At 70.5% G+C, this 26,138-nt stretch carries 20 protein-coding genes; 9 read left to right on the top strand and 11 right to left on the bottom strand.

The features are described 5' to 3' along the window. Positions 1-24 precede the first annotated feature (24 nt). Both A4X17_RS03345 and A4X17_RS03340 read left to right on the top strand, forming a co-directional pair. Positions 25-1,620, top strand: a complete 1,596-nt coding sequence (locus A4X17_RS03345) for a lipopolysaccharide biosynthesis protein (RefSeq protein ID WP_231884280.1) — start codon at positions 25-27, stop codon at positions 1,618-1,620. Then, positions 1,617-2,570, top strand: coding sequence for a glycosyltransferase family 2 protein (locus A4X17_RS03340; RefSeq protein ID WP_064294255.1), 954 nt, complete (start codon positions 1,617-1,619; stop codon positions 2,568-2,570). Before A4X17_RS03345 ends, A4X17_RS03340 begins: the two co-directional genes overlap by 4 nt. A 183-nt stretch (positions 2,571-2,753) precedes the next feature. Here A4X17_RS03340 and A4X17_RS03335 read toward each other — a convergent pair whose 3' ends face one another. Next, a complete protein-coding gene (locus A4X17_RS03335) occupies positions 2,754-8,150 on the bottom strand; it encodes a PKD domain-containing protein (protein ID WP_082915891.1) in 5,397 nt (1,798 codons plus the stop codon). Positions 8,151-8,406: 256 nt separating this feature from the next. After that, the gene (locus A4X17_RS03330; RefSeq protein ID WP_064294254.1) at positions 8,407-9,060 is read right to left on the bottom strand and encodes a hypothetical protein; all 654 of its coding nucleotides are present in this window, start codon (positions 9,058-9,060) and stop codon (positions 8,407-8,409) included. Between the two features lie 213 nt (positions 9,061-9,273). Here A4X17_RS03330 and A4X17_RS03325 point away from each other — a divergent pair, with 213 nt between their 5' ends. Then, positions 9,274-9,744, top strand: a complete 471-nt coding sequence (locus A4X17_RS03325; RefSeq protein WP_064294253.1) for an adenylyltransferase/cytidyltransferase family protein — start codon at positions 9,274-9,276, stop codon at positions 9,742-9,744. 101 nt (positions 9,745-9,845) lie between these two features. Beyond that, positions 9,846-10,568: a polysaccharide deacetylase family protein gene (locus A4X17_RS03320; RefSeq protein ID WP_064294252.1), complete on the top strand. Its 723-nt coding sequence runs from the start codon at positions 9,846-9,848 to the stop codon at positions 10,566-10,568. Between the two features lie 28 nt (positions 10,569-10,596). Here A4X17_RS03320 and pip read toward each other — a convergent pair whose 3' ends face one another. The 4 genes from pip to recQ form a co-directional block, all read right to left on the bottom strand. After that, positions 10,597-11,556 carry a prolyl aminopeptidase gene (gene pip / locus A4X17_RS03315; protein WP_064294251.1) on the bottom strand — a complete coding sequence of 320 codons (960 nt, stop codon included), beginning with the start codon at positions 11,554-11,556 and terminating at the stop codon, positions 10,597-10,599. Positions 11,557-11,689: 133 nt separating this feature from the next. Further along, positions 11,690-12,577 (bottom strand): neutral zinc metallopeptidase, encoded by an 888-nt coding sequence (locus A4X17_RS03310; RefSeq protein ID WP_064294250.1) that lies wholly within the window; start codon positions 12,575-12,577, stop codon positions 11,690-11,692. 90 nt (positions 12,578-12,667) lie between these two features. Further along, entirely contained in the window at positions 12,668-14,749 is a 2,082-nt protein-coding gene (locus tag A4X17_RS03305; RefSeq protein ID WP_064294249.1) for an acyl-CoA dehydrogenase, read from the bottom strand. 161 nt (positions 14,750-14,910) lie between these two features. Continuing rightward, a complete protein-coding gene (recQ, locus tag A4X17_RS03300; protein ID WP_064294248.1) occupies positions 14,911-16,905 on the bottom strand; it encodes a DNA helicase RecQ in 1,995 nt (664 codons plus the stop codon). A gap of 208 nt (positions 16,906-17,113) precedes the next feature. Here recQ and A4X17_RS03295 point away from each other — a divergent pair, with 208 nt between their 5' ends. Continuing rightward, on the top strand, positions 17,114-17,773 hold the full coding sequence (locus A4X17_RS03295; RefSeq protein ID WP_064294247.1) for a fasciclin domain-containing protein: 660 nt from the start codon (positions 17,114-17,116) through the stop codon (positions 17,771-17,773). A gap of 127 nt (positions 17,774-17,900) precedes the next feature. Here the strand turns inward: A4X17_RS03295 and A4X17_RS03290 are convergent, their stop codons facing one another. From A4X17_RS03290 to A4X17_RS03270, 5 genes are all read right to left on the bottom strand, one after another. Continuing rightward, the gene (locus tag A4X17_RS03290) at positions 17,901-18,560 is read right to left on the bottom strand and encodes a copper resistance CopC family protein (RefSeq protein ID WP_064294246.1); all 660 of its coding nucleotides are present in this window, start codon (positions 18,558-18,560) and stop codon (positions 17,901-17,903) included. Further along, positions 18,560-19,327: a YcnI family protein gene (locus A4X17_RS03285; RefSeq protein WP_064294245.1), complete on the bottom strand. Its 768-nt coding sequence runs from the start codon at positions 19,325-19,327 to the stop codon at positions 18,560-18,562. The genes A4X17_RS03290 and A4X17_RS03285 overlap by 1 nt, the downstream gene beginning before the upstream one ends. 142 nt (positions 19,328-19,469) lie before the next feature. Beyond that, positions 19,470-20,084, bottom strand: coding sequence for a hypothetical protein (locus A4X17_RS03280; RefSeq protein ID WP_064294244.1), 615 nt, complete (start codon positions 20,082-20,084; stop codon positions 19,470-19,472). 122 nt (positions 20,085-20,206) lie between these two features. Continuing rightward, positions 20,207-20,635, bottom strand: a complete 429-nt coding sequence (locus A4X17_RS03275; protein ID WP_197479007.1) for a DUF3592 domain-containing protein — start codon at positions 20,633-20,635, stop codon at positions 20,207-20,209. 47 nt (positions 20,636-20,682) lie between these two features. Continuing rightward, complete coding sequence (locus A4X17_RS03270; RefSeq protein WP_064294242.1) at positions 20,683-21,801, bottom strand: AI-2E family transporter; 1,119 nt, start codon at positions 21,799-21,801, stop codon at positions 20,683-20,685. 118 nt (positions 21,802-21,919) lie between these two features. Between A4X17_RS03270 and A4X17_RS03265 the strand changes: the two genes are divergently transcribed. The 4 genes from A4X17_RS03265 to A4X17_RS03250 all read left to right on the top strand — a co-directional run bounded on the left by A4X17_RS03265 (position 21,920) and on the right by A4X17_RS03250 (position 26,134). Further along, entirely contained in the window at positions 21,920-22,870 is a 951-nt protein-coding gene (locus tag A4X17_RS03265; protein ID WP_064294241.1) for a pirin family protein, read from the top strand. 112 nt (positions 22,871-22,982) lie between these two features. Beyond that, a complete protein-coding gene (locus A4X17_RS03260) occupies positions 22,983-23,564 on the top strand; it encodes an ECF transporter S component (protein WP_064294240.1) in 582 nt (193 codons plus the stop codon). Beyond that, positions 23,565-25,313, top strand: coding sequence for an ABC transporter ATP-binding protein (locus tag A4X17_RS03255; RefSeq protein ID WP_064294239.1), 1,749 nt, complete (start codon positions 23,565-23,567; stop codon positions 25,311-25,313). It abuts the gene before it with no gap. Beyond that, on the top strand, positions 25,310-26,134 hold the full coding sequence (locus tag A4X17_RS03250) for an energy-coupling factor transporter transmembrane component T (protein ID WP_064294238.1): 825 nt from the start codon (positions 25,310-25,312) through the stop codon (positions 26,132-26,134). Before A4X17_RS03255 ends, A4X17_RS03250 begins: the two co-directional genes overlap by 4 nt. Positions 26,135-26,138 lie beyond the last annotated feature (4 nt).

The raw sequence follows: 26,138 nt of genomic DNA, 5'->3' as shown, positions 1-26,138 counted from the left end.
GTCGATGGACCACCAGACTATTGGGTGCCCGCACGCCCCCACCGCCCCCAGCTCGGGCGTCGCGACCGCGGTGCACGCATGACCGCGGGCACGGCACCCGGGACGACGAGCGGCGACTTCGGCCGCCATGCCGCACGGGGCGCGGCCGTCACGATGGTCGGCCAGCTCACCCGGATCCTCGTCCAGGTGGTGTCGGTCGTCGTCCTCGCCCGCTTCCTCACCCCGAACGACTACGGCCTCTTCGCGATGGTCATGGCCGTGGTGGGGGTCTCGGAGATCTTCCGCGACTTCGGGCTGTCCAACGCCGCGATCCAGGCGAAGACCCTCAGCCACCGCCAGCGCGACATCCTGTTCTGGGCGAACTCGGGGATCGGCATCGCCCTCGGCGCCGTCATCTTCGGGCTCGCGTACCTCATCGCCGCCCTGTACGGGCGGCCGGAGCTGGTGCCGCTCGCGCAGTTCATGGGGCTCGCGTTCCTCCTGAACGGCGTCTGCACGCAGCACCGGGCGAGCCTCAGCCGGGCCCTGCGCTTCACGACGCTCGCCGTCGTCGACGTCGCGGCCTCCGTGATCGCCCTCGCGGTCGCGATCGTGTTCGCCGTCCTCGGGGCCGGGTACTGGGCGCTCGCCTGGCAGATGGTCACCCTCTCGCTCGCGACGCTCGTGCTCGTGCTCGCGGCGTCCCGTTGGCTGCCCCGGCTGCCGAAGCGCGGCGTCGACATGCGCGGGTTCTACCGCTTCGGCTGGAACATGGTCGCAACGCAGCTCGTCGGGTACGCGGCGAACAACACGGACTCGTTCGTCATCGGCCTGCGGCTCGGCCCCGCACCGCTCGGCATCTACAGCCGCGGATTCCAGCTGCTCATGAACCCGCTCAATCAGCTCCGCGCACCGGTCACGCGCGTGGCGATCCCAGTCCTCTCGCGGATCCAGGACCAGCAGGCGCGCTTCGACTCGTACATCGTCCGTGGACAGGTCGCCCTCGGCTACACCCTCGTCGCCGGGCTCGGGCTCGTCGCCGGTGCCGCCGAGCCGATCGTCGCGCTCGGACTCGGAGAACGGTGGCTCGAGGTCGCGCCGGTGCTGCGCTTCCTCACGGTCGCCGGCGCCTTCCAGACGCTCGCCCTCGTGGGCTACTGGGTCTACGTGTCGAAAGGGCTGACCGCCCGCCTGTTCCAGTTCACCCTGATGAGCGCGGCGTTGAAGATCACCTTCGTGCTGATCGGGTCGAACTGGGGCGTGGTCGGCGTCGCCGCCGGATTCGCCCTCGAACCGGTGGTCTCGTGGCCCCTGTCCCTCTGGTGGCTGAACCGTTGGGCGCCGATCCCCATCCGCACGCTCCTCCTCGGGGTGGTGCGGCTCTCCCTGCTGACTCTCTCCGCCGGAGCCGCGGCGTACGGTGCGACGGTGTTCGCGACCGCCGGCGGGACGATCCTGCAGATCCTCGCGGCGATCGTCGCCGATCTCGCGGTGTACGCCCTCGCGGCACTCCTCGTCCCGGCCGTCCGCCGGGACCTCCGGTTGGTCCTCGACATCGTCCGCGCCGCGCGACGGTCGAAGACCCCACCCGTCGTCTCACCTGAGCCGGACGGTCCTGCCGACGACGGGAGTCTCGCATGAACGTCACACCGGACCCGGCGTTCGCCGACGCCGCCGTCGTGGTCGTCAACTACGGTTCGAGCGCCCTGCTCGCCGAGCACCTGACGCGGCTGACCCGGAACGCGCCGGGACTCGTGACGGTCGTCGTGGACAATCCGACGACGTCCGCCGAGCGCTCGAGTCTGCAGTCGCTCGCCACCGCCGAGGGCTGGTACCTCGTGGAACCACCGACCAACCTGGGGTTCGGCGCCGGCGTGAACGCCGGCATCGAGCTCGCCGTGGCATCCGGCGCGACCAGGTTCGTCATCCTCAACCCGGATGCCGAACTCCTGCCGCCGGCCGCGGCCGCCCTCTTCGCCGCCTGCTCCGCCGACCCGGCCGCGCTCGTCGCGCCGCGCATCCTGCGCCCCGACGGCAGTCTGTGGTTCGGCGGCTCCGACCTCTACCTCGACGACGGACGCATCCGTTCCCGCCGTCGCCGTCTCGCCGATGTCCCGCTCGATCGCATCGAGCCGTGGCTCACCGGAGCCTGCCTCGCCGTCGACCTGACCTTGTGGCGCCGGATCGGTGGGTTCTCGGACGAGTACTTCCTCTACTGGGAGGACGTCGACCTCTCGCACAAAGTGGTGTCCGTCGGCGGTCGCCTCCTCGTCCTGGACGAGGTCACCGCCGTGCACGCGGAGGGCGGGACGCAGGCGCCCGGACAGACCGCGTCGGGCCAGGCCAAATCCGACCTCTACTACTACTACAACATCCGGAACCGACTCGTCTTCGGCGCACTGCACCTCTCGGAAACCGACGAGGCCGCCTGGCGACGCGCGACGGCGGCCGTCTCGCGCGAGGTGCTGCTGCAGGGCGGGCGTCGACAGTTCGTGACCCGTCCGTCGATCCTGTGGACGGCGATGCGGGCGATCCGCGACGGTCGCCGGCTCGCCGCCCGGATCCGCTCCGGCCGTTCGCCTCGGGCCTGACCCGCACCACGCAACAGCGCCCCTGGTCGGACCAGGGGCGCTGTTGCGAGGTGCTCGTATCCCGACGGGACACCTCAGGCGACGCCCCAGAGCTGCGAACCCAGGAGGACGTCGCCGTTGGTGCGGCCGGGAGTGGGCGTCTCAGCTGCGACGGCGTCCACTCCCGACCGGGTCTCGATCAGCTCACAGGGCCGTGACCCGGTAGCCGGTGTAGTTGACCACGACCGGGCCGTTGGTGATCGTGCCGGACAGGTAGGTGTCGACACCCACCGAGCCGGGCGCCTGCAGCGCGGCCGTCGTGTCGGTGGTGCTCGCCTGCCAGTCCGGCTCCACCTGACCGTCGGCCCAGGCCTTGGCCTTGATCGCCGTCGTGCCGACACCGGACACCTGCGTGCGGATGGTGATCTTCATCGCCGGGGTGTAGGCGAGCCCGGAGAGGTTCACCGCCGTCAGGGCCGTCGAACCCTTCATGAGCTGCAGGCGCAGCACGCCGTTGGCCTGGATCCAGACCCGGGCCGCGTAGTTGTCGGCACCGACCTGGCGGCCGACGAGCGAGACGAACTGCCCGCCGCCGGTCGGCGCCTGCGCGATGGTGAACGACACGGTCGAGTCGGTGCCGGAGGACGATACCTGCGCCAGACGGGCGGTCCGCGACTGCCCGGCGCTGGCGGAGATCACGCCCGAGGTCCCGTTCACGGAGAACGAGGAGGCCGTCCCGGCGAGCGTCCACGGCCCGCCGGTCTGGGCCGCGCCCCAACTGTTCGTCGCCGTCCGGGCGAAGGTGTCCGCCGCGACCACCACGGGGCTCGGGTCGACCGGGGGCACGACCGGCGCGGTGACCGTGACGGTCTGCGAGGTCGTGGCCGTGAGGCCGCCGTTGTCCGTGACCGTCAGGGTGACCGTGTACGTCCCGCCGGCGGCGTAGACGTGGGACGAGGTGGTGCCCGTCCCCGTCGATCCGTCTCCGTAGTCCCAGGCGACCGATGCGATCGTGCCATCGGGGTCCGTGGAGGCGGAGGCGTCCAGTGCCGCGGTCAAGCCCGAGGGGGTCGCCGTGAACGACGCTGTCGGGGCCTGATTCACCGGGGTCGGCTGGGCCGCTCCCGGTGTCGCCGCGAGCAGGTCGTCGAAGGTGACCGTGACCGGACCGTTCGTGGTGGAACCGGACAGGTAGCTGCTGAGCCCGACGAGACCGGCGGACTGCAGTCCCGCGGTGGCGTCGGTCGCCTGGACCTGCCAGGCGGTCGGCTCCGTCGCTCCGGCGACCCAGACCTTCGCACCGAGGGTGGTGGGCGAAGCGCCCGTCACCTGGAGCTTGACCTGCAGGGCCTGACCGGCGGTGTACGTCAGTCCGGGGACCGTGACCGCCTGGAGCGCGGTCGCCCCCTGGAGCAGCTGGATGCGGACGGCACCGTTCGATTGGATCCACACGCGCGTGGAGTAGAACGCACTGCCGACCTGTCGACCGATCACCGAGGCGTAGACGCCGCCTCCGTTGGCCACGGCCGAGGCCGTGATCTTCGCGCTCACCGTGACGTCGGTGGCGGACACCGCGTTCAGGCGGGCCGTGCGCGTCCCGCCGGCGGGCAATGACATCTTGCCGGTGCCGTTGCCGACCGAGAAGCTCGTGTTGCCGCCCGCGACGGTCCAGGCTCCGCCCGTACCGGCCGTGCCCCACGCGTTGCTCGTCGTGCGCTCGAAGGTGTCGGCCGCGTAGGTCGACGCCACCGGGATCTCGGCGACCGTGACACTCAGGGTCGTGGCCGCCGTGCCGCCGCGGTTGTCCGTCACGGTCTGGGTGACCGTGTACGTGCCGGCCGTCGCGTAGCTGTGCGTCGTCGTCGTCCCGGTACCGGTCGCTCCGTCACCGAAGTTCCAGGCCACCGAGGCGATCGTGCCGTCCGGATCCGAGGCACCCGACCCGTCGAAGCTCGCGGTGAGTCCCGTGGAGGCCGCCGTGAAGCTCGCGACCGGCAGCTGGTTCGGCGGCAGCGTCGTGACCACGTCCTGCGTCACGCTCGCCGTGGCGCCGACGTTGTCGGTGACCGTGAGACTGACGGTGAACGTGCCGGCGGTGGCGTAGCTGTGGGTCGCCGTGACACCGGTCCCCGAGGTGCCGTCACCGAAGTTCCAGGCGTACGAGGCGATCGTCCCGTCCGGGTCGGCGGAGGCCGAGGCGTCGAACGACCCGTCCAGGTTCACGACGGTCGGCGTGAACGCCGCGGTCGGGAGCTGGTTCGGAGCCACCGCGGTGACCGTCTGCTGCGTGGTGGCGGTGCCGCCCCGGTTGTCCGTCACCGTGAGGGTGACCGTGTAGGTGCCACCGGCGGCGTAGTGGTGTGCCGCCGTGGCGCCGGTCCCGGTCTGACCGTCCCCGAAGTCCCAGGCGTAGGAGCTGATGACGCCGTCGGTGTCGGTCGACGTCGTCGCGTCCGTGGTGAGGTCGAGGTTGGCGACCGCGTTGGTGAACGCGGCGGTCGGGAGGACGTTCGGAGCCTGGCCGAGGCCGAGCTCACGGTGCTGGGCGACCTGGGCGTCGGTGAGGGGCGCGTTGTAGACGGCGACCTCGTCGATCTTGCCGTTGAAGTACGGCACCGAACCCTGCCAGGCGTTGTCGCCACCCACTCGCCAGTAGCCGGTGTAGTCCTGCGCGCCGGTCTGCGGGTTGGTCCCGACGGAGGCCCCGTCGATGTAGAGGTTCATCCCGGCGGCCGACTGCTGCGCGACCACGTGGTGCCACTTGCCGTCGTTGACCGCGGCCTGCGAGGTGATCGTGTTCTCCTGGCCGGTCCAGGTGCCGAAGACGAGCTTGCCGTCGGGGCGCAGGAACACGTGCCGGTCGTACCCGCCCGATCCTCCGGTCTGGTTCGACCCGAAGCCGATGACCTTACCGCCCTGCGTCGAGGTGGTCTGGAACCAGGCCTCCATCGCGTAGCTGGTCGGGTTGGAGTAGCTCGACTTACTGGAGACGCCGCCCTCGTCCCACCCGTTGGAGGTGAACTGGGCCGCTGTGTTGTCCACACCGGACAGCGCACCGCTGGCACCCTTCGTGACCTGACCGAAGTACAGTCCGTCGGACTCGGTGGGGCCTGCGTCGACGGCGGTGGAACCGCTCGTCTCGTTCAGGCGCCAGTAGAGCGCGGGGTCGAGGCCGAACACCGCGGCGCCGTAGGCGTCCGCCGGAGCCGCCGGGACGGTCGAGGTCCGACCGGAGGCGACGTAGTGGGCGTCCACCTGCTGGCGGGTGAGGACCGTCGGGAACACCGACACGTCGTCGATGTCGCCGGAGAAGGTGTTGCTGCTCGGGCCGTTCGGCCAGCCGCCGAGGTTGTCCCCGCCGACCCGCCAGTAGCCGTTGAACACCTGGCCGCTCGTGATGTCGGCCCGCGATGCGACCTTCTTGCCGTCGACGAACAGCTGCATGCCGTTCGCGCCGAGCGACGCCGCGACCTGGTGCCACTGTCCGTCGTTGTAGGCCTTCGGGCTCGTCACGATGTTCGTGTTGCCCGTGTAGGTACCGAAGTTCAGGCGGCCGTCGTTGCCCATGTAGACGTGGCGGTCGTAGGAGGAGGAGTTCCCGGTCGCGGACCCGCCGAAACCGATGATCTTGCCGCCCGAGGTGGTGGTGGTCTTGAACCAGGCCTCCGTCGTGAAGGTGTTCGGTGAGGGCTTCTGCACCGTGGAGGAGCTGGAGCCGCCGGAGAAGGTGGTGGCCTTGTTCGTCGACGAGGCTTCCTGGCCGGTCGCACCGCGGGTCACGCCGGTGTCGGTGAGGGTCAGGTCGTCTCCCGAGTTCCAGTCGTACCCGGTGGTCCCGCTCGACTCACCGAGCGGCCAGAGGGAGGTGGGGTTGTCGTTCAGCACCGACTGCTGGTAGCTGCTGATCGCGCCGTCCTCGGAGATCGTGACCGCGACGTTCAGCCCCTGCTGGAAGTTGCCGTACGGGTCGGTCGCCCGGATCCGGTAGTTGTACGTCTGGCCCGGGGTGAGCCCCGTGTCCAGGAAGGACATGACCGGTCGGTTCCAGAAGGTCGAGGTGGCCTGCGTCGTGTAGACGGGCGACGCCGTGACGTTGTTCCTGATGACCTGGTAGCTCAGGTTGGAGTTGTCGCGGTCGTAGTTCGCCTGCCAGGAGATGCGTGCCGTGCCACGGCTGAACGAGGTCACCGTGGGGACGAAGTTGGAGCCGGTGAGGCGCGGGCCGTCCTTGTTCGGGGCGATGGACGACTTCGCGAAGCGTACGAGGCCCTGCATCCCGGTGCCGTTCACCTGGGTGAACTCTCCCGCGTAGAGCACGTAGTCGCCGGCCACGGTGACGTCCCAGGCGCCCTGACCGGTGCCGGTGTAGCTGCCGGTGTTGATGGTCGGGAACCAGTTCAGGAGCGTGGGTGACGGGGTTCCCGCGAAGTTGTAGTAACCGTACGGGTCGGCGGTCAGCGTGCCGGTCGTGGCCTTGGTGAAGGCGGTGGCGCGCTGGAAGCCCCACGGATCGGTCTGCGGGTATCCGCCGACGTTGCCGCAGTAGTGGGCGTGACTGGCGACGTAGACGACGTCGGTGTCGGCCGCGACGGAGTAGGAGTCGCCGTGGCAGTCCTCGACCCATTGCAGTTCGCCGCCACTCCAGTCGGCCTTGAAGGCGCCCTCGATGTTGCCTCCGGCGCCGAAGGTGTACCCGGTGCCGTAGACGCTCGAGCCGTCGCTGGTGAGCGAGTTGATCGACGCCTGCTCACCGCCGTTGCGGATGAGGGAGTTGATGGCCCACGGCATGGAGGAACCGGTCGCGGTGCTGAGCGCGGCGAGCCCGTATCCGGGGCTGTTCGAGCCGTTCACCGAGGTGAAGTTGCCGCCGATGACGATCTTCGAGGCGTCGGGGCTGAGCACGAGCGCCTGGACCGTTCCACCGACGACGTCGGGGGCGAGGCCGGTCAGGGCACCGTTCGAGGCGGCGAAACCGGCGACGCCGGCACGGGCCGAGCCCTGCGCGGACGTGAACTGTCCCCCGGCGTACACGGTGGTGTTGGTGGCGGTGACCGACTTGACGATCGAGTTGATCGAGGGCGCGAAGCCGGCGACCAGCGTCTGCGTGGCCACGTCGAACGCGGCGAGGCGGTAGCGCGTCGTCCCGTTGACCGCGGTGAACTGCCCACCCGCGTAGAGCTTCGTGCCGTCCGGCGAGGCGGCGAGGGAGCGCACCTGCTGGTTGAAGTTCGGTGCCCACGGGAGGAGCGCGCCGGTCGACAACGTGTAGGCGAGGAAGTTGTTCCGGGTCACCGTGTTGGCGCCGGCCGCGGAACCGGCCGGGCGCGCGGTCGTGAAGGACCCCGCGACATACACCGTGTTGCCGATGACGACCTGATCCCAGACCACGCCGTTGATCTGCGGCGCGGGGAGCGCGTCGGACGACACCGTGGCCGGCTGGCCGGTGGCCGGGGTGGTGTCGGCCACGGCCGGTTGCACGGCGGTCAGGGTGCCGAACAGCACTGAGGCGGCGGCCAGGCCGACGAGGGCGACGAGGCGCGCGTGCGCCGGCCGGCGCGTCCGCCGCGGGGTCGCGGGCTCGGACGACAGCAGTGTGGTCATGGGGTATCTCGCAGTCTTCTCGGGTGAAGGAGTCGGACCTCTGACGCACACGGTCGGGAGCCGTGGGCCAGCGGGGATGGTCCTTCCACGCAGTCAACCGCAAGATGGGGGACGACGATGCACCCCGTTGGGGGCAGTTGCACCCCCAGATCAGGGGTGAATTCCTCCGAGACCAGCACTGGCGGCTGACAGATCGACATATGTCTGATACCGACACAGGCCGAAATCGTCCGCCGGGAGCCCCCGAGACGCCGGGCTAGCGCGGAGCGGCGCCCTCGAACACGACGGCCGGTTCGGCCGCCGCATAGTCCACCGTCACCCGCACCGTGTCGCGCGCGTCCTCGGGGATGTTGAAGACGAAGGTGCCCCGCACCGTCTCGCCGGCCGCGACCTGCTCGGGGAACGCGACACCGCCCGGAGCCGCCAATTCGATCGCTGGAGTGAGGTCGGCGCCGTAGTAGGCGTTCGCGACGGCGCCCGCGAGCGAGTACGCCTCGGAGCCGCTGTTGGTGAAGGCGATCGTCACGCGGATCGACGGCCCGGCCACCTCGCCGGGCTGCGACGCCTCGCCGTCGACGGCCTCCAAGGAGTCGATCCGCACGCTCACCGCGTCGCCGACGGCGGCCGAGTCGTCGAACCCGATCGCGCCGGCCTCCGATCCGGCGGGGGGCAACGTGGAGCCCGGCTCAGCGGTCGGAAGCGCCGTCGACAAGAAGGAGGGGGCGCTGGACGGGTCGCTCGTGGTCTGCGACGACGGCAAGCCCGGGCGAAGGGTCAGCCACAGGACGACGCCGACGACCACGAGGGCGACGACCACGCCGACGACGATCGGCACGACGCGACGACGGCCGGGGGCCCCGGGCTCGTCGGCGGTCGTCGGAACCTCGGTGCGGTCTTCTGCTTCGGCCATGTCACGCTCCAGATCGTCTCGGGAACTGTATCGCACCGGTCGGTCGGCTCGTATCGGAGCTGGCACCCCTGCTCGGGTGCCACTCGAAAGTGGACTCGGCAAGCGCTGATGCCCCTCATAGGCTCGCAACTGGCCCGATGGACGCGCCGAGCACCGTCGTCGATCAGCCGACGTCGTGCGCACACCACCACGAATCCGCCAGGGGGCGACAGCATGACCGATCGAAGCACCGTCGGACGCGTCGGCTACGCCGCAGGGGCCTTCGACCTCTTCCACGTCGGTCACCTGAACATCCTTCGCCACGCCAAGAGCGCGTGCGACTACCTCATCGCCGGAGTCGTCTCGGATGAGCTGCTCCGCACCCGCAAGCGCATCGAGCCCGTCGTCCCGCTGACGGAGCGTCTCGAGATCGTCCGCCACATCGGCTTCGTCGACGAGGCCGTCGAGGAGACCTGGGACGACAAGCTCCAGGCCTGGGACGCGCTCCGGTTCGACATCTTCTTCAAGGGCGACGACTGGCGCGGGACCGCCGAGGGCCTCCGGCTCGAAGCGGAGTTCGCCAAGGTCGGCGTCGAGGTCGTCTACTTCCCGTACACGATGAGCACCTCGAGTACGGCGCTCCGCCGTGCCCTCGCCCAGCTCGAGGAGCAGCGCGAGCTCGACACGACGCTCGTCCAGGCCTGACACCCGCCCTCCCCGCGCCCGTTCCGCCGCCGCGGCCACGCTCCCGTTCGCCGCGACAGCGAGGTACTGTTGGACGGATTGACTCACAGGGCGGTGGACACATGACGAAGGCTCGGCAGGCGTTGCTCGCCCGGCTCACCGGCTCGCTGCCCGTCCACGGGTCGATCGTCGGCGTCGCGACCGACGAGCGCACGGTCGTCATCACGTACGGCGACGGCCCGAGTCCCGACGGGACGCCGGGGGTCCTCGACGCCCTCGCCGAGGCCGGAGCGACCGCGACGTTCTTCGTCCTCGTCGGCCGCGCGCGGAAGTACCCGGAGCTCCTCGAACGCATCGTCGCCGGTGGGCATGAACTCGCGCTGCACGGCGACGACCACGTTCGCCTCACCGACTTCTCCGAAGAGGTCGCCTACCGGCGCACCCGCGCCGCCAAACAGGAGCTCGAGCAGCTGAGCGGCCAGCCGATCGAGTGGTTCCGGCCGCCCTACGGCGCGCAGAGCATCGAGACGTGGCAGGCCGTCAAACGAGCCGGCCTGCAGACCGTGCTGTGGACCGCGACCGCCTGGGACGTCAAGGACGTCGGCGAGCACGAGCGCGTCGCCCACGCCGTCCGGCACTGCCACCAGGGCTCGATCCTGCTCGCCCACGACGGATTCGCCGGCCCGGCCGACGGCGTCGACGACGGCCCGGAACCCGAGGTCGACCGCGGTGCGCTCGCAGCCGAGCTGCTGAGCGGGTTCGCCCGCGAGGGTCTCGTCGGCCGCTCGCTCGGCGAAGCGCTGCGCGAGGGCAAGGCCGTCCGCCGGGCCCGCTTCACGGAATAGCCGCCAGCGGCTCCGGCTCCCCAGCCCCTCAGTCCTTCGCGAACCGGTCCGTCGCGTCGATGAGCGCCGACAGGATGCCCGGCTCGTCGAAGGCGTGCCCCGCGTCGGGGACGATCGTGAAGTCCGCCTCCGGCCACGCCCGGTGCAGGTCCCACGCGGTGAAGACCGGCGTGCACATGTCGTAGCGGCCCTGGACGATCACACCGGGGACTCCGGCGAGCTTGCCGGCGTCCCGGATGAGCTGCTCGGGTTCGAACCAGCCTTTGTTCGTGAAGAAGTGGTTCTCGATGCGCGCGAACGCCACCGCGAAGTGCGGGTCGGTGAACCGCGCGACGGTCTCCGCCTGCGGGAGCAGCGTGATCGTCGACGACTCCCACCGCGACCAGGCGACGGCCGCCGGCCCGTGGACGGCCGGGTCCTCGTCGAACAGCCGCCGGTGGTAGGCCTCGATGAGGTGGCGGCGCTCGCCGACCGGGATCGGCTCGAGGTAGCCCTCCCACAGGTCGGGGAAGACCGCGGAGGCACCACCCTCGTAGAACCAGTCGAGCTCGGCGTCGCGCAGGGTGAAGATGCCGCGGAGCACGAGCTCGGTGACGCGCTTCGTGTGCTTCTGGGCGTAGGCGAGCGCGAGCGTCGACCCCCAGGACCCGCCGAACACCATCCAGCGCTTGATCTTCAGCGCCTTGCGGAGGACCTCGAGGTCGGCGACGAGGTGCCAGGTCGTGTTCGTCGACAGGTCGGCCGCCGGGTCGCTCGCGTGCGGCGTGCTCCTGCCGCAGCCGCGCTGGTCGACGAGGACGATGCGGTAGCGCTTCGGGTCGAAGAGCCGACGGTGGACGGGACTCGTCGCGCCGCCAGGGCCACCGTGGAGGAACACGACGGGCTTGCCGTCGGGGTTGCCGGAGGTCTCCCAGTACAGCGACTGCCCGTCGCCGACGTCGAGCATGCCGGTCTCGTACGGCTCGATCTCGGGATACAGCTCAGCCATGCGGTCCACTTCCTCCTGCGTTCACGACATGTGTCTCACCTAGCATGCCGCACCCATCGCCCCACAGCTCGCGAGGGGTCCCGAATGGTCCCCTCGGCACGCGCTGAACCGACCATTCGGGACCCCTCGCGGGCTAGAGCTGGTCGGCGGACACCGAGAAGGTGTCGCAGGCGGACGGACCGGACTGGTACCCGGTCATGAACCAGCGCTGACGCTGCTCGGCGGAGCCGTGGGTCCAGGCCTCGGGGTTCACCTGGCCGGTCGCGGCCTCCTGGATGCGGTCGTCACCGACGGCCGCCGCGGCGCTCAGCGCGTCGTCGATCTCCTGCTGGGTCACGGGCTTCAGGAAGGCGACCCCCTTCGCGTCCTCCGTGTCCGACGCCGCGGCGACCCAGGCACCGGCGAAGCAGTCGGCCTGGACCTCGATCCGTACGGAGTCGGAGGCGGGCCCGGTACCGCTGCGATCGGCGCGGTCCATGATGCCGGTGAGCGCCTGGATGTGGTGCCCCCACTCGTGGGCGACGACGTACATCTCGGCGAGCGGTCCGCCCGACGCCCCGAAGCGGTCGCGCAGTTCGGCGTAGAAGCTGGTGTCGATGTAGATGGTCTGATCCGGAGGGCAGTAGAACGGGCCGGTGGCGCTCGTGGCGGCCCCGCAACCCGTGTTCGTCTGCTGATCGAAGATGATGAAATCGGCTGGCGAGGTGTAGTCGGCACCGAGCGCGGGCAGCTCCTCGGCCCAGTAGGCGTCGAGCGACGAGTAGGCACCACCCATGCGGCAGTCGACGCTCGCGTTCGCGTCGGCGCCCGTCTGGCACTCGTCGGAGAGCTGGCTCTCCTCCTGCTGGCCCCCGCCGACGCCCGCGCCACCGAGGATGCCCGACACGTCGACCCCGAGGAACTGCGAGATGAGGGCGATCACGATGACACCGACCGCGCCACCACCGACGGCGATGCCGGTCGTGCGGCCCCGTCGCTTGACCTTGTTCCCGCTGATGTCGGCGTTGTCGTTGAACGTCATGTCGGCACCCTATCGCGCAGCGCGAGGTGAGGCATATCGTCGCCCGCCCCTTGCGCGGGCGACGATTCGCCTCCCGTCAACCGCCTGGGTTCAGCGGGACTTCTTCGTGAGCGTCTTCTCGTCGACGGGTGCGTCGCCCGAGGCGCGGAGGGCGGCGAAGTAGTCGGCGGCCTCCTGCTGACGCTGCGCCTCCTGGCCCGTCGCGATGGGTGCCCGCACGTGCTCGGGCGCGAAGCCGAACGCCTCGACCAGATCGAGGGCGTGCGGACGCAGCCGGGAGATGAGGCGGTCGACGTAGGCGCTGACGGCCTGACCGCGCTGCGGCGACAGGCGACCGTGGATGAGGTACCAGGCGAGGTGCTTCTCGATGAGCGACAGCCCGAAGAGGTCGTGTACCCACGTCATGACCTGCTTGGTGCCCGCGTCCTCGATCTGCTCGACACCCTCCGTGAACGCCTCCCACTGCAGGAGCTCGCCGTGGGCGCGCGCCGCCTCGATGAGCTCGTTCTGGTGTGCGTTGAACAAGTCGGACGCGGCCTGCTTCGAGAGCTTGTTCGCGCCGCGCAGCTTGGTCGCGACCTCGGCGATCATCGACTCGACGCGCTCGGTCAGCAGCTCCCGCTGGACGTTCGTGTCGCGCAGCTGGCTCACCGAGCGTGCGGTGGACCCGAAGTCCTTCACGGTCTGCGCAAGGCTCCGGAGTCCGCTGCTGTGCACGGCGCGGTCGGTCGCCTGCTCGACGACGTAGCGGGCGAGCGCACCGGCGTCGACCTTCGCGAACTTCCGGCTGTAGTCGGTGAGGAGACGCTTGGCCACGAGCTGCAGCAGCACGTTGTTGTCGCCCTCGAACGTCGCGTAGACGTCGAGGTCGGCACGCAGCCCGGTGAGGCGGTTCTCCGCGAGGAAGCCGTTGCCCCCGCACGCCTCGCGTGCCTCCTGGAGCGTGTCGAGCGCGTGCCAGGTCGACAGCGGCTTGAGAGCCGCCGCGAGCGTCTCGAGGTCCTGACGGTCGTCGTCCGAGTCGGCCTTGCCGCTGAACACCTCGTCGAACTTCACGAGCAGCCGGTCGTGGGCGAAGATCTGCGCGTACGTCGTCGCAAGGCGCGGCAGGAGCCGACGCTGGTGGCGCTGGTAGTCGAGGATGACCTCCTCCTGGGTGTCGCTGCCCGCATTGAACTGCCGACGCTCACTGCCATAGGTGATCGCGATCTGGAGGGCGAGCGCGGAGGCCGACGTCGCGGCCCCGTCGAGGGACACCCGACCCTGGACGAGCGTCCCGAGCATGGTGAAGAAGCGACGCCCGGGGCTCTTGATCGGCGAGGAGTAGGTGCCGTCCTCGGCGACGTCGCCGTAGCGGTTGAGGAGGTTGGTGCGCGGCACGCGTACGCCGGTGAAGTGGAGCCGGCCGTTGTCGATGCCGTTGAGCCCACCCTTCAGACCGTCGTCCTCACCACCGATCCCGGGGAGGAACGCGCCCTCGTCGTCGCGGATCGGCACGTAGAAGCAGTGCACACCGTGGTTCACGCCCTTCGTGATGAGCTGCGCGAACAGCGTCGCCGCCTTCCCGTGGACCGCCGCGTTGCCGAGGTAGTCCTTCCACGCCGCGCGGAACGGGGTGTCGATGACGAACTCCTGGGTCTCCGGGTCGTACGTCGCGGTGGTCGCGATCGAGGCGACGTCGGAGCCGTGACCGGACTCCGTCATCGCGAAGGCACCGGGGACGTCGAGGTTCATCGCGCCGGGCAGGAACGCGTCGTGGTGCGGCTCGGTGCCTAGGTGCAGGATCGCCGCACCGAAGAGCCCCCACTGCACACCGGACTTGATCTGGAGGGACGGGTCGGCGAGGACGAGCTCCTCGAACCCGGCGATGTTGCCGCCGTGGTCGTCGGCGCCGCCGAGGCGCTTCGGGAACGCCTTGTGCACCTGACCGTTCTCGACGAGGAGCTTGAGCTGGTGGAAGACGCGGTCGCGGTGGTCGTCCATCGACTGGCCCTCGATGCGCTGCATCTCCGGCTTCGCGGCGAGCGCCCGGGACGCGAGACGGGCCTCCGGCCAGGTGCCGAGCAGCTGGTGCGCGAGCGCCGGGACGTCGATCCGCGCGTCGGACGGCGCCACCTCGACCGTCGCTGCCGTGCTCCCGCTGACGCTCGTCCGGATCGCTGTGTCGACCATCGCTGTGTCCTGCCTTTCACCCATGAAAACCTCCCACAATGGTAGGACTGTCATAACGATGGGTGAAAGCGCCTGTGGGATGTGGACAAGGGCCCGCCCGATCGTCGTCGATCGACTTGGTCCTCCCCCACAGCTGTCGCAGCTGGCTCTCAGGAGCGGCGTCAGGCGTTGGCGGCGACGACCTCGATGAGCGCTTGCCCGTAGGCGTCGAGCTTCTTCGCACCGATGCCGCTGATGCCGTCGAGCGCGCCGAGCGAGTCGGGCTTCGCCGTCGCGACCTCACGCAGGGTCGCGTCGCCGAAGACGATGTAGGCCGGGACACCCTGCTCCTTCGCGACCCCGGCCCGCCAGGCACGCAGGGCCTGGAACAGCTCGGCCGCGGCCGGCTCGAGCTCGGCATTCGCGCTCGACGAGCGGGAGGACGACCTCGACGAGGAGCGTGCGGCGCGTTCCGGCTCGCGACGCATGGCGACCGGCCGGTTCCCCGCGAGCACCTCGGCGCTCCCCTCGGTGAGGCCGAGCGTGCCGTACTCACCGACCGTGGCCAGGAGGTCGCGTGCGAGCAGCTGACGGACGACGCCGCGCCATTCCTGGTCGCTGAGGTCCTCGCCGATGCCGAAGGTCGCGAGTTCGTCGTGCCGCTGCTGGGCGACGCGGTCGGTGCGCTTGCCGCGGAGGATGTCGATGATCTGCCCCGCACCGAAGGACTGGTTGCGCTCGCGCTTCAGGCGCACGATCGTCGAGAGGAGCTTCTGCGCCGGCACGGTGCCGTCCCAGGTGACCGGGGGTTCGAGACAGGTGTCGCAGTTGCCGCACGGTGTGGAGGGCTGACCGAAGTAGCGCAGCAGGTTGACCCGGCGGCAGTCGACGGTCTCGCAGAGGGCCAGCATCGCGTCGAGGTGGGCGCTGAGATTGCGCTGGTGCGCGAGGTCGCCCGGCGACTCGGCGATCATGCGCCGCTGCTGGACGACGTCCTGCAGACCGTACGCGAGCCAGGCGATGGACGGCTCGCCGTCTCGCCCCGCGCGGCCCGTCTCCTGGTAGTAGCCTTCGACGCTCTTCGGGAGGTCGACGTGGGCGACGAAGCGGACGTCCGGCTTGTCGATCCCCATGCCGAAGGCGATGGTCGCGACCACCACGACGCCGTCCTCGCGGAGGAAGCGGGACTGCGCCGCGGCCCGCACGGAGGCGTCGAGTCCGGCGTGGTACGCCACGGCGTCCACCCCGTTGTCGCGCAGCAGCTGTGCCGTCTGCTCCACCGTCTTCCGACTCAGGCAGTAGACGATCCCCGCGGTGCCGGCCGGCTGCTCCTTCACGAACGCGACGAGCTGCTTGCGGACCTCGTTCTTGCCGACGATCCGGTACTGGATGTTCGGGCGGTCGAAGCTCGAGACGAAGTGCTTCGCCTCGCCGAGGTGGAGCCGCTGCGTGATCTCCTGGTGCGTCGCCTCAGTGGCGGTCGCGGTGAGTGCGATGCGAGGGACGTCGGGCCAGCGTTCGGCGAGCTCGCCGAGCATGAGGTAGTCGGGACGGAAGTCGTGCCCCCACTGCGACACACAGTGCGCCTCGTCGATCGCGAGCAGGGCGATGGTGCCCTGGCCGAGGAAGCGCCGGGTCGCCTCGGAGCTCAAACGCTCGGGCGCGACGTAGAGGAGGTCGAGCTCGCCCGCGAGGTAGGCCTGTTCGACCCGGGAGCGCTCAGCCGGATCCTGGGTCGAGTTGAGGAACGCGGCGCGGACACCGACGGCGAGGAGGGCGTCGACCTGGTCCTGCATGAGGGCGATCAGTGGGGAGACGACGATGCCGGTGCCCGGCCGGAGCAAGGCGGGGATCTGGTAGCAGAGGCTCTTGCCCCCACCCGTCGGCATGAGGACGACCGCGTCGCCGCCGCCGGCGACCTGCTCGATGATCTGCTGCTGCTCACCGCGGAACGCGTCGTACCCGAAGACCGTGTGGAGTGCCTCCTGCGCCGTGGCGAACTTCTGGCCTGCCGCACGCACCGCCACCACAGGCGGAGCGGCGGGAGCCGAGGTGACAGCACCGCTCCCCCAGGCGACGCCACCGCCGAGATACGCGTCGTCGGGCGGCGGGGCGTCGAAGTCGTCGGGAGCGTCCGCGTCGTCCGGGATCCAGTCGGGTTCGGTGCTCCAGCTCATCCGTCGATCGTAGCCGCAGCGGCTGACACCCCGGTGCCCCTCCACAGGAACGGATCCGAAGAATTTCGCTCCTCTTAATGCGCGACCCCGTCCGAGTCGCGATCGGATCTTTTTCCAAACCACCCCCGAGGGGGCTCCGAAGTGTCATCGAGGGCCGGTTCTGAGAGGCACTCGACAACCGGTCCAAACCTCATCAAAGGAGAATCACATGCGTACCATCAAGCGAAACCACATGGCAGTGCTCGCACTCGCCGCCGTCGCGACCTTCGGCCTCGCCGCCTGTTCCAGCGGCTCCAGCTCCGACAGCGGTTCGTCGATGGAGCCGAGCTCCGCTCCCTCCGAGTCGAGCATGACCTCCGACCCCGCAGCGGACCTCGTCGGCTCGGGCTGCGCCGCCTACGCCGAGGCTGTCCCGGACGGTGCAGGCTCCGTCGCCGGCATGTCGGCCGACCCCGTCGCCGTCGCCGCGTCGAACAACCCGCTCCTCACCACGCTGACCGCTGCGGTCTCCGGCCAGCTGAACCCCGACGTCAACCTCGTCGACACGCTGAACGGCTCCGAGTTCACCGTCTTCGCCCCGGTCGACGACGCGTTCAAGAAGATCGACGCCGCCACGATCGACAGCCTCAAGACGCCTGAGGGTGCCGCGACGCTGACCTCGATCCTCACGTACCACGTGATCCCCGGCCAGATCGCTCCGTCCGACATCGACGGTGAGCAGACCACCGTCGAGGGTGGAACCGTCAAGGTCGAGGGCTCGGGTGACAACATCACCGTCAACGGTGCCAAGGTCATCTGCGGTGGCGTCAAGACCGCCAACGCGACCGTGTACCTCATCGACTCGGTGCTGATGCCGCCGGCAAAGTAGCCGACCGCGGGTTCACCCGCACGCTACACCGGTAACAGCGACAGCCCCGTCATCCTCTCAAGGATGGCGGGGCTGTTCCGTTGTGTCGGGACCCTTCGACAAGCTCAGGGTCCGGGCGGGGTACGGCTCAGGGCGCGGAGGTGTCCGTGCCCTGGTCGTCCGACACGGGCTCCGGCTTCCGCCGGGTCACGAGGAGCACGCCGATGCCGGCGATCAGGACGACGCCGATCGCGCCGACGATCCACCACACATCGCCGCTCAAGCCGCCGTCGGATGACGACTGCGGCTCGACACCGCCCGCCTCCGACGAGGGCTCGACCGTGGAGGCACCGCCCGTCGCGCACGCGGGCTTCGCGCTCCCCGTCGCGAGTTCCTGGCCCTCGGCCGGCGCCCACTCGAAGGTGTAGCTGCCCGACAGCGGGTGGCCGTCGGTCGAGACCAGCTGCCAGACGACGGTGTACTCGCCGGCTTGCCCGAGCTGCAGCGGCATGACGAGCGCCGGGCCGTTCACGGCTGCGCACGCGGTGCCGTAATACAGCCGCTCGTCACCGGGACCGGTCACCTGGATCTGGTTGGACTGGCCGGCGTCCCCGAGGTCGAGCAGGTTGTCGTTCGTCGTGATGACGAGCTGCTCCGGCTGCTCCGTGATCGTCGACCCCTCGGCCGGCGTCGTCGAGATGATGCTGTTGTGCGCTGAGGCCGGCTGGGCCACGGCGAGCACCGCTGCGACCGCGAGGAACGCGGTCGCAGCGGTGCCGACGAGACGGCGACGGCGGGAGACCGTCATCAGGCCTGGCGCTTCGCGTCGGACGCTGCGCGGCGTGCGGAGGCAGCGATGACGATGCCGGCGGCACCGACGACGAGACCGGCGATGCCGAGCACGCGGCCCAGCACGTCGGTGCTGCCGGCATCGGTCGCGGCGGCGGCCTCGGTGTGGTCGCCGTCACCGTCGTCGTCCGTGGCGGCGCCACCGTGGTGGTCGCCGGCCTCGGCAGCGGTCACGACGACGACCGGCGCCGGCGACTCGAGGTCGTCCTCGGTCTGACCGTCCTTCGCGACGTCGGTCCAGTCTGTCTGGCCGACCTCGCAGGTCTGCGTCACCGGGAAGACGAGCGTCTTGCCCTCGGCGTCGGCCGGCAGCTGGACCTGGAAGGAGACGGTGTCGCGGTAGCCGTCGGCGAGCGGCGTCTTGGCCGTGTAGACGACCGTGCCGACACGCTCGGCGAGCTGCTCACCGTGGCTGTCGGTGATGGGCTTCGCGAGCGGGGCCATCTGCTTGTCGATGGTCCAGTTCGGGTTGACCGTCGGCGTCACGGCGTTGATCTCCTCGGGGATCTCGAAGGAGAGACTCGTCGTGGGCGAGCCGTCGCAGCCGTGACCGACGGCGAAGCTCAGCACCGTGTAGGAGCCGGCGGCCGTGGAGGTCGGCGTGACGCTGACGTGGGCGCTGGCGGCCAGCGGTGCGCCGACCGCGAGGAGCGCTCCGGCGCCGATGGCGACGGCACCGAGTACGGCGGGCTTGCGGAAGGTGGGGCGGGGGGTGGTTGCGTTCATGATCGTCCTGTCGACTGATCCGCACGGCGTCGAGCGTGCGGAATGGGGATGGTCGCGCCGGATGGCGCGCCGAAGGGTGCTGCTGCGCTGGGCCGACCCGGCCACGCACGGCACCCGTCCCGGTCGGAGGGTGATGCGTCGGTCAGGCGGCGGCGAGCGCCGGCGGACCGCGGTGTCGCAGGTGGAGCAGGACCACCCCGAGGTTTCGGGGGCGACGGTTGACCCGGACCCAGCGCACCCGACGGGGCGCGGGGACGAGGTGGGTCGGTGCTGCACGGCGGGCGAGGATCCGGACGGTCAGCGCGGCGAGCGCGGCGAGCGTCGCGCGTTCGGCGAACAGGATGGCGGCGATGGTCGCGACGGCCGCGACGAGGTGCGCCGCCCACATCGTGGTGTCGCCGTGGGAGTGTGCCGTGGTGACGCCGCCGGTCGCGAGTTCGACGACCCCGTGCCGGTGCCAGTCGGCCGGGCCCGCCGCGCCGCCGGAGGCGACCGTGGCACTGACGGTGCTCGGGACGAGGGTGAAGAGCGCGTGGTAACCGAGCTGACTCACGAGCACGGAGGCGACGACGCCGAGTGCGGTGATGCGGCGGCCGGCGAGGAGGACACAGACCAGGACGGCGAAGGTGCCACCGACCAGGAGCACGAACGCGGACGGCGCGGCGGCCCCACCGATCGTGTGCGAGAGGGCGGCGGCGAAGGTGGCGAACGCGGCTGCGGCGGTGCCGCGGGCGACACGGGCCCACCGTTCCGTCATGCGCTGCCTCCGGGAGAACGAGCGGACCAGGTGTCGACGCTCGTGCTCACAGCCTACCCGAGCGCCGCCCTTCGACAGGCTCAGGGACCGGGGAGCAGGTACTCAGGGACCGGAGAGAGTGCTCAGGCCCCGGTGTCGGCGACGAACAGCAGCACGATCGAGGCGATGGAGCAGACGACGCCGATGCCGAAGGTCACGCCGAAGAGCAGTCGGAGCGCTCTCGTGTGATCGGCCGTCCGGCGGAAGCGTGCGCGCGACGGTTCCCGGCGGGCGTAGAAGACGTTCGGCTCCTCGGGGTCGCGGAGGGCGTCGATCTCCGCGTCCGTGACGGGTCGTGAGTACAGCTCGGCCGACTCGGTCATCCAGCGGACCTCGCGCCCCTGCCCGCCGTCCGCGTCGTCCGTCAGGTCCACGATGACCCCGTGCGTCTCCACCCAGCTGCCGTCCGCGGCCCGCGCGATGAGCATGACGATCAGCACGACGACGGCGCTGCCGAAGCCGATCCAGGTGAAGACCTCGAGGACGAGGCCGAGGAGATCGTGGGGGTCCACGATCACATGCTATCCGGCGGGCGGACCCACGACCCGGACGGCCTCCCTCAGACGGACTCGGGTCGCTTCTGTCGCATGGGCTCGGCCGGCTGGTCGGGACCGTTCCAGACGCCGATGATGCCCCACGCGACCGCGGCGATCGGAACGGCGAGGACCGCGCCGACGATGCCGCCGAGGATGGTGCCGGCGGTCAGGGCGAGGAGGACGACGAGGGCGTGCAGTTTGAGCGAGCGGGCCATGACGACGGGCTGGAGGAAGTTGCCCTCGAGCTGGTTCACGAGCACGACGATGCCGACGACGATGAGGGCGGCGACCGGACCGTTGGCGACGAGCGCGACGAGCGCCGCGAGGATGCCCGCGGCGGTCGCACCGACGATCGGGATGAAGGCGGTCAGGAACACGATGACGCTGAGCGGGAGGGCGAGGGGGACCCCGATGATCGCGAGGCCGATACCGATACCGATCGCGTCGACGGCCGCGATGGTCGCCGTGCCGCGCACGTACCCGCCGAGGGTGTCCACCGTCTTACCGCCGATGCGCTTGGCACGGTCGTATGCGGTTCCGGTGAAGGGGCGGAGCAGGAACTCCCACAGCCGCGGCCCGTCCTTGAGGAAGAAGAACAGGACGACGACCATGAGCACCAGGCCGGTGAGGAAGCTCGCCGTCGCGGAGACACCGGCGAGCGCCCCGCTGCCGAACTGACTCGAGGTGAGGAAGTCGACCGCGGTCTGCTTGGCGTCCTCGATCTGCTTCTCGTCGATGTCGAACGGCAGGGTGCCGAGCCAGTCCTGCAGCTGACCGAAGCCCTTCGAGGCGGAGTCGACGAGGTCGTCCCACTGGCTGCGCACGGCCCAGACGATGAGCCACCCGATGCCGCCGAGGACGACGAGGATCGAGACGAGGGCGATCCAGGTGGCGAGGATCGACGGGAGCCCCTTCGACCGCATCCACCGCATGAGCGGGTAGATCGCCGAGGCGAGGATGAGTGCGATGACGACGGGGATCATCACGAGCGAGAGCTGGGTCAGCGCGAAGACGATCAGCGCGGCGACCGCGACGATGGCGAGCGTCTGGACACTCCGGGTCGCGAGCGTGCCGATGCGATCGTGCCAGAGGCCGCGGGCGAGCGGCTCCGATGCGTCCTCATGCTTGTCGAACAGGCCCATGGGATCCCCAATCTCGGCAGCGGCGGAGCCGGACGGGCCCCGCGCCCAGTCAACCACGTCGGTGCGGGCCGAGGTCAGGCCGAGCGGGAGTAGCGTTGTCCGTGATAAGGAGGCGCTCATGACGAGACTCGACGCCGACCCGGTCCCCAGCGTCTGCCACGCACCTGACGGATCCGGGACGAGGCTCCTCGAGGCCCGCGAGGTCCCCCTGGGCGGCGTCCGCGGCCTGAGCGTCCACCGCACCCTCCCGCAGCGCGAGCTGCCGATGATCGGCGCCTGGTGTTTCCTCGACCGCTTCGACGAGGACCGCTCGCTGATGCGCGTCCTGCCCCATCCGCACACCGGCCTGCAGACCGTGACGTGGCCACTGGTCGGCGACATCCGCCACCGCGACAGCGTGGGTAGCGACGTGGTCGTCCGCCCGGGCGAGCTGAACCTCATGACGAGCGGCCGCGGCGTGTCGCACTCCGAGTTCTCGGTGGGCGAGGAGGCGGCCGCCATGCACGGCCTCCAGCTGTGGGTGGCGCTCCCGGAGGCAGCCGCCTCGGTGCCGGCGGCGTTCGAGCAGCACACGGACCTGCCCGTCCACCGCGCTCCGGGACTGGAGGCGACCGTCCTCGTCGGCACGCTCGGCGGGGCGACGTCGACCGCGACCGTCCACTCGCCCCTGCTCGGTGCCGATGTGACGCTCGAGGCCGACACCGTCGTCGAGGTGCCGGTGGATCCGGCCTTCGAGCACGGCGTCCTCGTGCTCGACGGGGTGCTCGAGGTCGGCGGCGTCGAACTCGACTCGGGCCCGTTGCTCTACCTGGCGCCCGGGTGCGATCGCCTCGAGTTCCGGAGCGCGACCGGTGCCCGCTTCGTGCTCCTCGGAGGGACGCCGTTCCCGGAGGAACTGGTCATGTGGTGGAACTTCGTTGGTCGCACTCACGAGGACATCGCGTCCGCCCGGGAGGACTGGGAGGCGGGGTCGCCGCGCTTCGGGTCGGTCGCCGGCCACGGCACGGAACGCATCCCGGCGCCGCCCTTGCCGAACGTCCGACTGACCCCGCGCCGACGCTCGATCTGATCGCCCGGATCGGGTGCTCGGGCCCCGTTCCGAGCGGTTTCCGTCGGCGTCTCCATGGGCTGATAAAGGATAGGCTGTCCTCAGGAGATCGGCTGCTCGTGAAGGTGGGCTCATGCAACGTCTGAGTACGCGACTGCTGCTGACCTGCGCCGCCATCGGCGTCGGGGGCGGCCTCGTCTTCGTCGTCTCCGGGTACGTCGGCGGCACGATCTCCGCGACCGCACCCGTGCTCTACGGCCTCATCATCGGCGTGTACTTCCTGCCGGGCGTCGTCGCGCAGGCGCTCCTCCGACGTGGTGGCGTGGCCCTCATGACCGGGCTGACCGCAGGCCTCGTCTCGGCGGCGTTCAGCCCGCAGTGGTTCTTCCGCTACTTCGGCACCGGCCTCGCGATCGGGCTCCTGCAGGAGATCCCCTTCGCCGTGTCGCGCTACCGCGTCTGGAAGGCCTGGGTCTTCTACCTGGCTGCGGGCATCGCGGGACTCGTCTTCGGCGGCTCCGTGCTCGTCGTCCTCGGGATCGAGCACTTCGCGCCCCTCGCCCAGACGGTCTACATCGCGCTCTTCGTCCTGAGCCCGATCGCCTTCACCGCGCTCGGGCGGGCGGTCGCAGCGGCCCTCGCGAGAGCCGGTGTGGGGCGGTCCATCGCGAAACCTCTGCAGCGCGACCGCGGCTCGGCCGGCACGCGGGCCTGAGTGGACCCCGTACCGCCGACGCACCCCGCCACCGTCGTCCGGCGGGTGCGCATCCGTCACGACGAGCGCGAGGAGTGGACCCCGGACGACGTGTCGTTCCAGGTCGCACCCGGTGAGGTGGTCCTCCTGCTCGGGCCGAGCGGCTCGGGGAAGTCGACGCTCGCCCTGGCCCTCAACGGCCTCGTCCCCCACGCCGTACCGGCCGAGTTCGAGGGTGCTGTGATCACCGGCGGGCTCGACACGGCCACCTCGACGGTCGCGCAGCTGAGCGAGCACGTGGCGATGGTGTTCCAGGACCCCGATGCGCAGATCGTCACCGGAACGGTCCTCGACGAGGTGTGCTTCGGCCCGGAGAACCTCCTGCTCCCCGTCGAGGAGGTGCTGTCCCGCGCCGAACGTGCGCTCCGGCAAGTCGGGCTCTGGGAACGTCGGACCGAGAACCCCGACCGCCTCTCCGGCGGAGGCCGACAGCGACTGGCGATCGCCTGCGCCCTGGCCATGGGCAGCGACCTCCTCGTCCTCGACGAGCCGACGGCGAACCTCGATCCGGCCGGGATCGAGGAGGTCTACGCCGCCCTCCGTTCACTCGTCTCCGGACCGGGCGGCGCCGGGAAGCGGCACGCGATCCTGCTCGTCGAGCACAACCTCGACGCCGCCATCGACCTCGTCGACCGGGTCGTCGTCCTCGATCGTGACGGTCGGCTCGCCTTCGACGGTCCGACCCGCGAGGTCCTGCTCGGACACCTCGACGAGCTCCTCGCCATGGGCGTCTGGCTCCCCGTCGCGACGCTCGCCGCGCTGCGTCTGCGGTCGGCCGGTGTCACGTTGCCGGACCTCCCCCTGACACCCGCCGAGCTGACGGCCGCATTCGATGCGACCGCACTGCCGGCGCCGCCGACGGCACCCGTCGCCTCGATCACCGCCGAGCGGTCGGTCGCGGTCCGCGTCGACCGCCTCAGCGTCGAACGCGGTCGGGGCCGCCGGCGCACCCCGATCCTCCACGAGGTGAGCCTCGAGGTCGCCGCGGGCGACTTCCTGGCCGTGATCGGGACGAACGGCGCCGGCAAGACGACGCTGCTCCAGGCGATCGCCGGCGTGGTCCGACCTCCCCGCGGGCGCATCGACGTGGGCGGGATCGACCCGGGGCGCAGCGAGGTCCGGACGATCGCGGCACACATCGGCTTCGTCTTCCAGAACCCCGAGCACCAGTTCATCGCCCACACCGTCCACGACGAACTCGCGCACGGCCTGCGGATCCGGGGCGTCGACGACACCGGGATCGAACGGCGCGTCGACGACCTGCTGCGGCGGTTCGGCCTGGAGTCCGCACGCGACGTGCACCCGTTCCTCCTCTCCGGTGGTCAGAAGCGTCGACTGTCCGTCGGGAGCGCCCTCATCGCCGGAGCTCCGGTGCTCGCGCTCGACGAACCGACCTTCGGTCAGGACCGGGCGCGGGCGAACGAGCTCCTGGACCTCCTCGCCGGCCTCAACGCGCAGGGCACCACGGTCCTCGTCGTGACCCACGACCTCCAGCTCGTCGCCGATCACGCGAGTCACGTCGCGGTGATGGCCGACGGCCGCCTGCTCGCCCACGACACGACCGCCGCGATCCTCGGCGACGACGAGCTCCTGCGCCGCGCGGGGCTCCGGCCACCACCGCTCGCCCAGGCGATGCGCTCGCTGGCGAACCACCCCGACTGGCGGCACCTGTCGAGACTCGACGACCTGCCCGGGGCGGCCGCCCGATGAGCGCCACGACGATCGACCCGTACGCCTCGGGCACGGCACCGGCCGGTCGATTCCTGTACCGGTTGAACCCGCTCGCGAAGCTCGGCGCTCCGCTCCCGGTGATGATCCTGTTGGCGTTCACGAGGGACCCGGTCACGCCGGCGCTGTTCATCGCCCTCGCGGTCGTCGTCATCCTCGTCGGAGCCAGCCTGACGCGGACGGTCGCCCTCCTGCTCTTCGTGGCGCTGCCGCTCATCGTCGCGATCATGTCGTTCAGCTTCGGCCTGTGGACCGACCCGAGCCGCGTCGACCAGTCCGTCCTGCTGTTCCAGGTCGGCGACTACCGGTTCTTCCTCGGGGCGCTGCTCGTCGGCCTCGCGACGGCCCTGCGGCTCGCGGCCCTCCTCGTCCTCGCCTGCATCGGCGGCCTCACCTCGACCGGCCCGGAGTTCGTCCGCGCGATGATCCAGCAGCTGCACGTGCCCTACCGGATCGGGTACACGGCGCTCGCTGCCTACCGGTTCGTGCCGCGGTTCGGGCACGAACTGGAGGTTATCCGTTCCGCCCACCGAGTCCGCGGTATGGCCGAGGGTCGCGGACCGATCGCCGCCGTCCGCCGCGCCGCCGGCACCGTCGTGCCGCTGCTGGCCGGTGCCATCCGTCACGCGGAGCGGGTCGCGCTCGCCATGGACTCCCGCGCCTTCGGTGCTCATCCGCAGCGCACGGAGCGGACCCGCACCCCCTTCCGCACCCGCGACTGGTGCTTCATGGTCGCCTTCTGGCTCGTGAGCGCCGTGCTTGTGTGGTGGAGCCTCGCCGCCGGAGCCCATCGGACCGCTTGATGAC

It is taken from the genome of Plantibacter sp. H53, assembly GCF_001650455.1.
Taxonomy (GTDB): Bacteria; Actinomycetota; Actinomycetes; order Actinomycetales; family Microbacteriaceae; genus Plantibacter; species Plantibacter flavus_A.
The sequence above is the reverse complement of the archived record's forward strand: the minus strand, read 5'-3'. Positions and strand labels throughout refer to the sequence as shown.

Excerpts from the sequence above, each read along its gene's own strand:
- A4X17_RS03340 (WP_064294255.1), top strand. The coding sequence starts at position 1,617 with ATGAACGTCACACCGGACCCGGCGTTCGCCGACGCCGCCGTCGTGGTC.
- A4X17_RS03335 (WP_082915891.1), bottom strand. The coding sequence starts at position 8,150 with ATGACCACACTGCTGTCGTCCGAGCCCGCGACCCCGCGGCGGACGCGC.
- A4X17_RS03330 (WP_064294254.1), bottom strand. The coding sequence starts at position 9,060 with ATGGCCGAAGCAGAAGACCGCACCGAGGTTCCGACGACCGCCGACGAG.
- A4X17_RS03325 (WP_064294253.1), top strand. The coding sequence starts at position 9,274 with ATGACCGATCGAAGCACCGTCGGACGCGTCGGCTACGCCGCAGGGGCC.
- A4X17_RS03320 (WP_064294252.1), top strand. The coding sequence starts at position 9,846 with ATGACGAAGGCTCGGCAGGCGTTGCTCGCCCGGCTCACCGGCTCGCTG.
- pip (WP_064294251.1), bottom strand. The coding sequence starts at position 11,556 with ATGGCTGAGCTGTATCCCGAGATCGAGCCGTACGAGACCGGCATGCTC.
- A4X17_RS03310 (WP_064294250.1), bottom strand. The coding sequence starts at position 12,577 with ATGACGTTCAACGACAACGCCGACATCAGCGGGAACAAGGTCAAGCGA.
- A4X17_RS03305 (WP_064294249.1), bottom strand. The coding sequence starts at position 14,749 with ATGGTCGACACAGCGATCCGGACGAGCGTCAGCGGGAGCACGGCAGCG.
- recQ (WP_064294248.1), bottom strand. The coding sequence starts at position 16,905 with ATGAGCTGGAGCACCGAACCCGACTGGATCCCGGACGACGCGGACGCT.
- A4X17_RS03295 (WP_064294247.1), top strand. The coding sequence starts at position 17,114 with ATGCGTACCATCAAGCGAAACCACATGGCAGTGCTCGCACTCGCCGCC.
- A4X17_RS03290 (WP_064294246.1), bottom strand. The coding sequence starts at position 18,560 with ATGACGGTCTCCCGCCGTCGCCGTCTCGTCGGCACCGCTGCGACCGCG.
- A4X17_RS03285 (WP_064294245.1), bottom strand. The coding sequence starts at position 19,327 with ATGAACGCAACCACCCCCCGCCCCACCTTCCGCAAGCCCGCCGTACTC.
- A4X17_RS03280 (WP_064294244.1), bottom strand. The coding sequence starts at position 20,084 with ATGACGGAACGGTGGGCCCGTGTCGCCCGCGGCACCGCCGCAGCCGCG.
- A4X17_RS03270 (WP_064294242.1), bottom strand. The coding sequence starts at position 21,801 with ATGGGCCTGTTCGACAAGCATGAGGACGCATCGGAGCCGCTCGCCCGC.
- A4X17_RS03265 (WP_064294241.1), top strand. The coding sequence starts at position 21,920 with ATGACGAGACTCGACGCCGACCCGGTCCCCAGCGTCTGCCACGCACCT.
- A4X17_RS03260 (WP_064294240.1), top strand. The coding sequence starts at position 22,983 with ATGCAACGTCTGAGTACGCGACTGCTGCTGACCTGCGCCGCCATCGGC.
- A4X17_RS03250 (WP_064294238.1), top strand. The coding sequence starts at position 25,310 with ATGAGCGCCACGACGATCGACCCGTACGCCTCGGGCACGGCACCGGCC.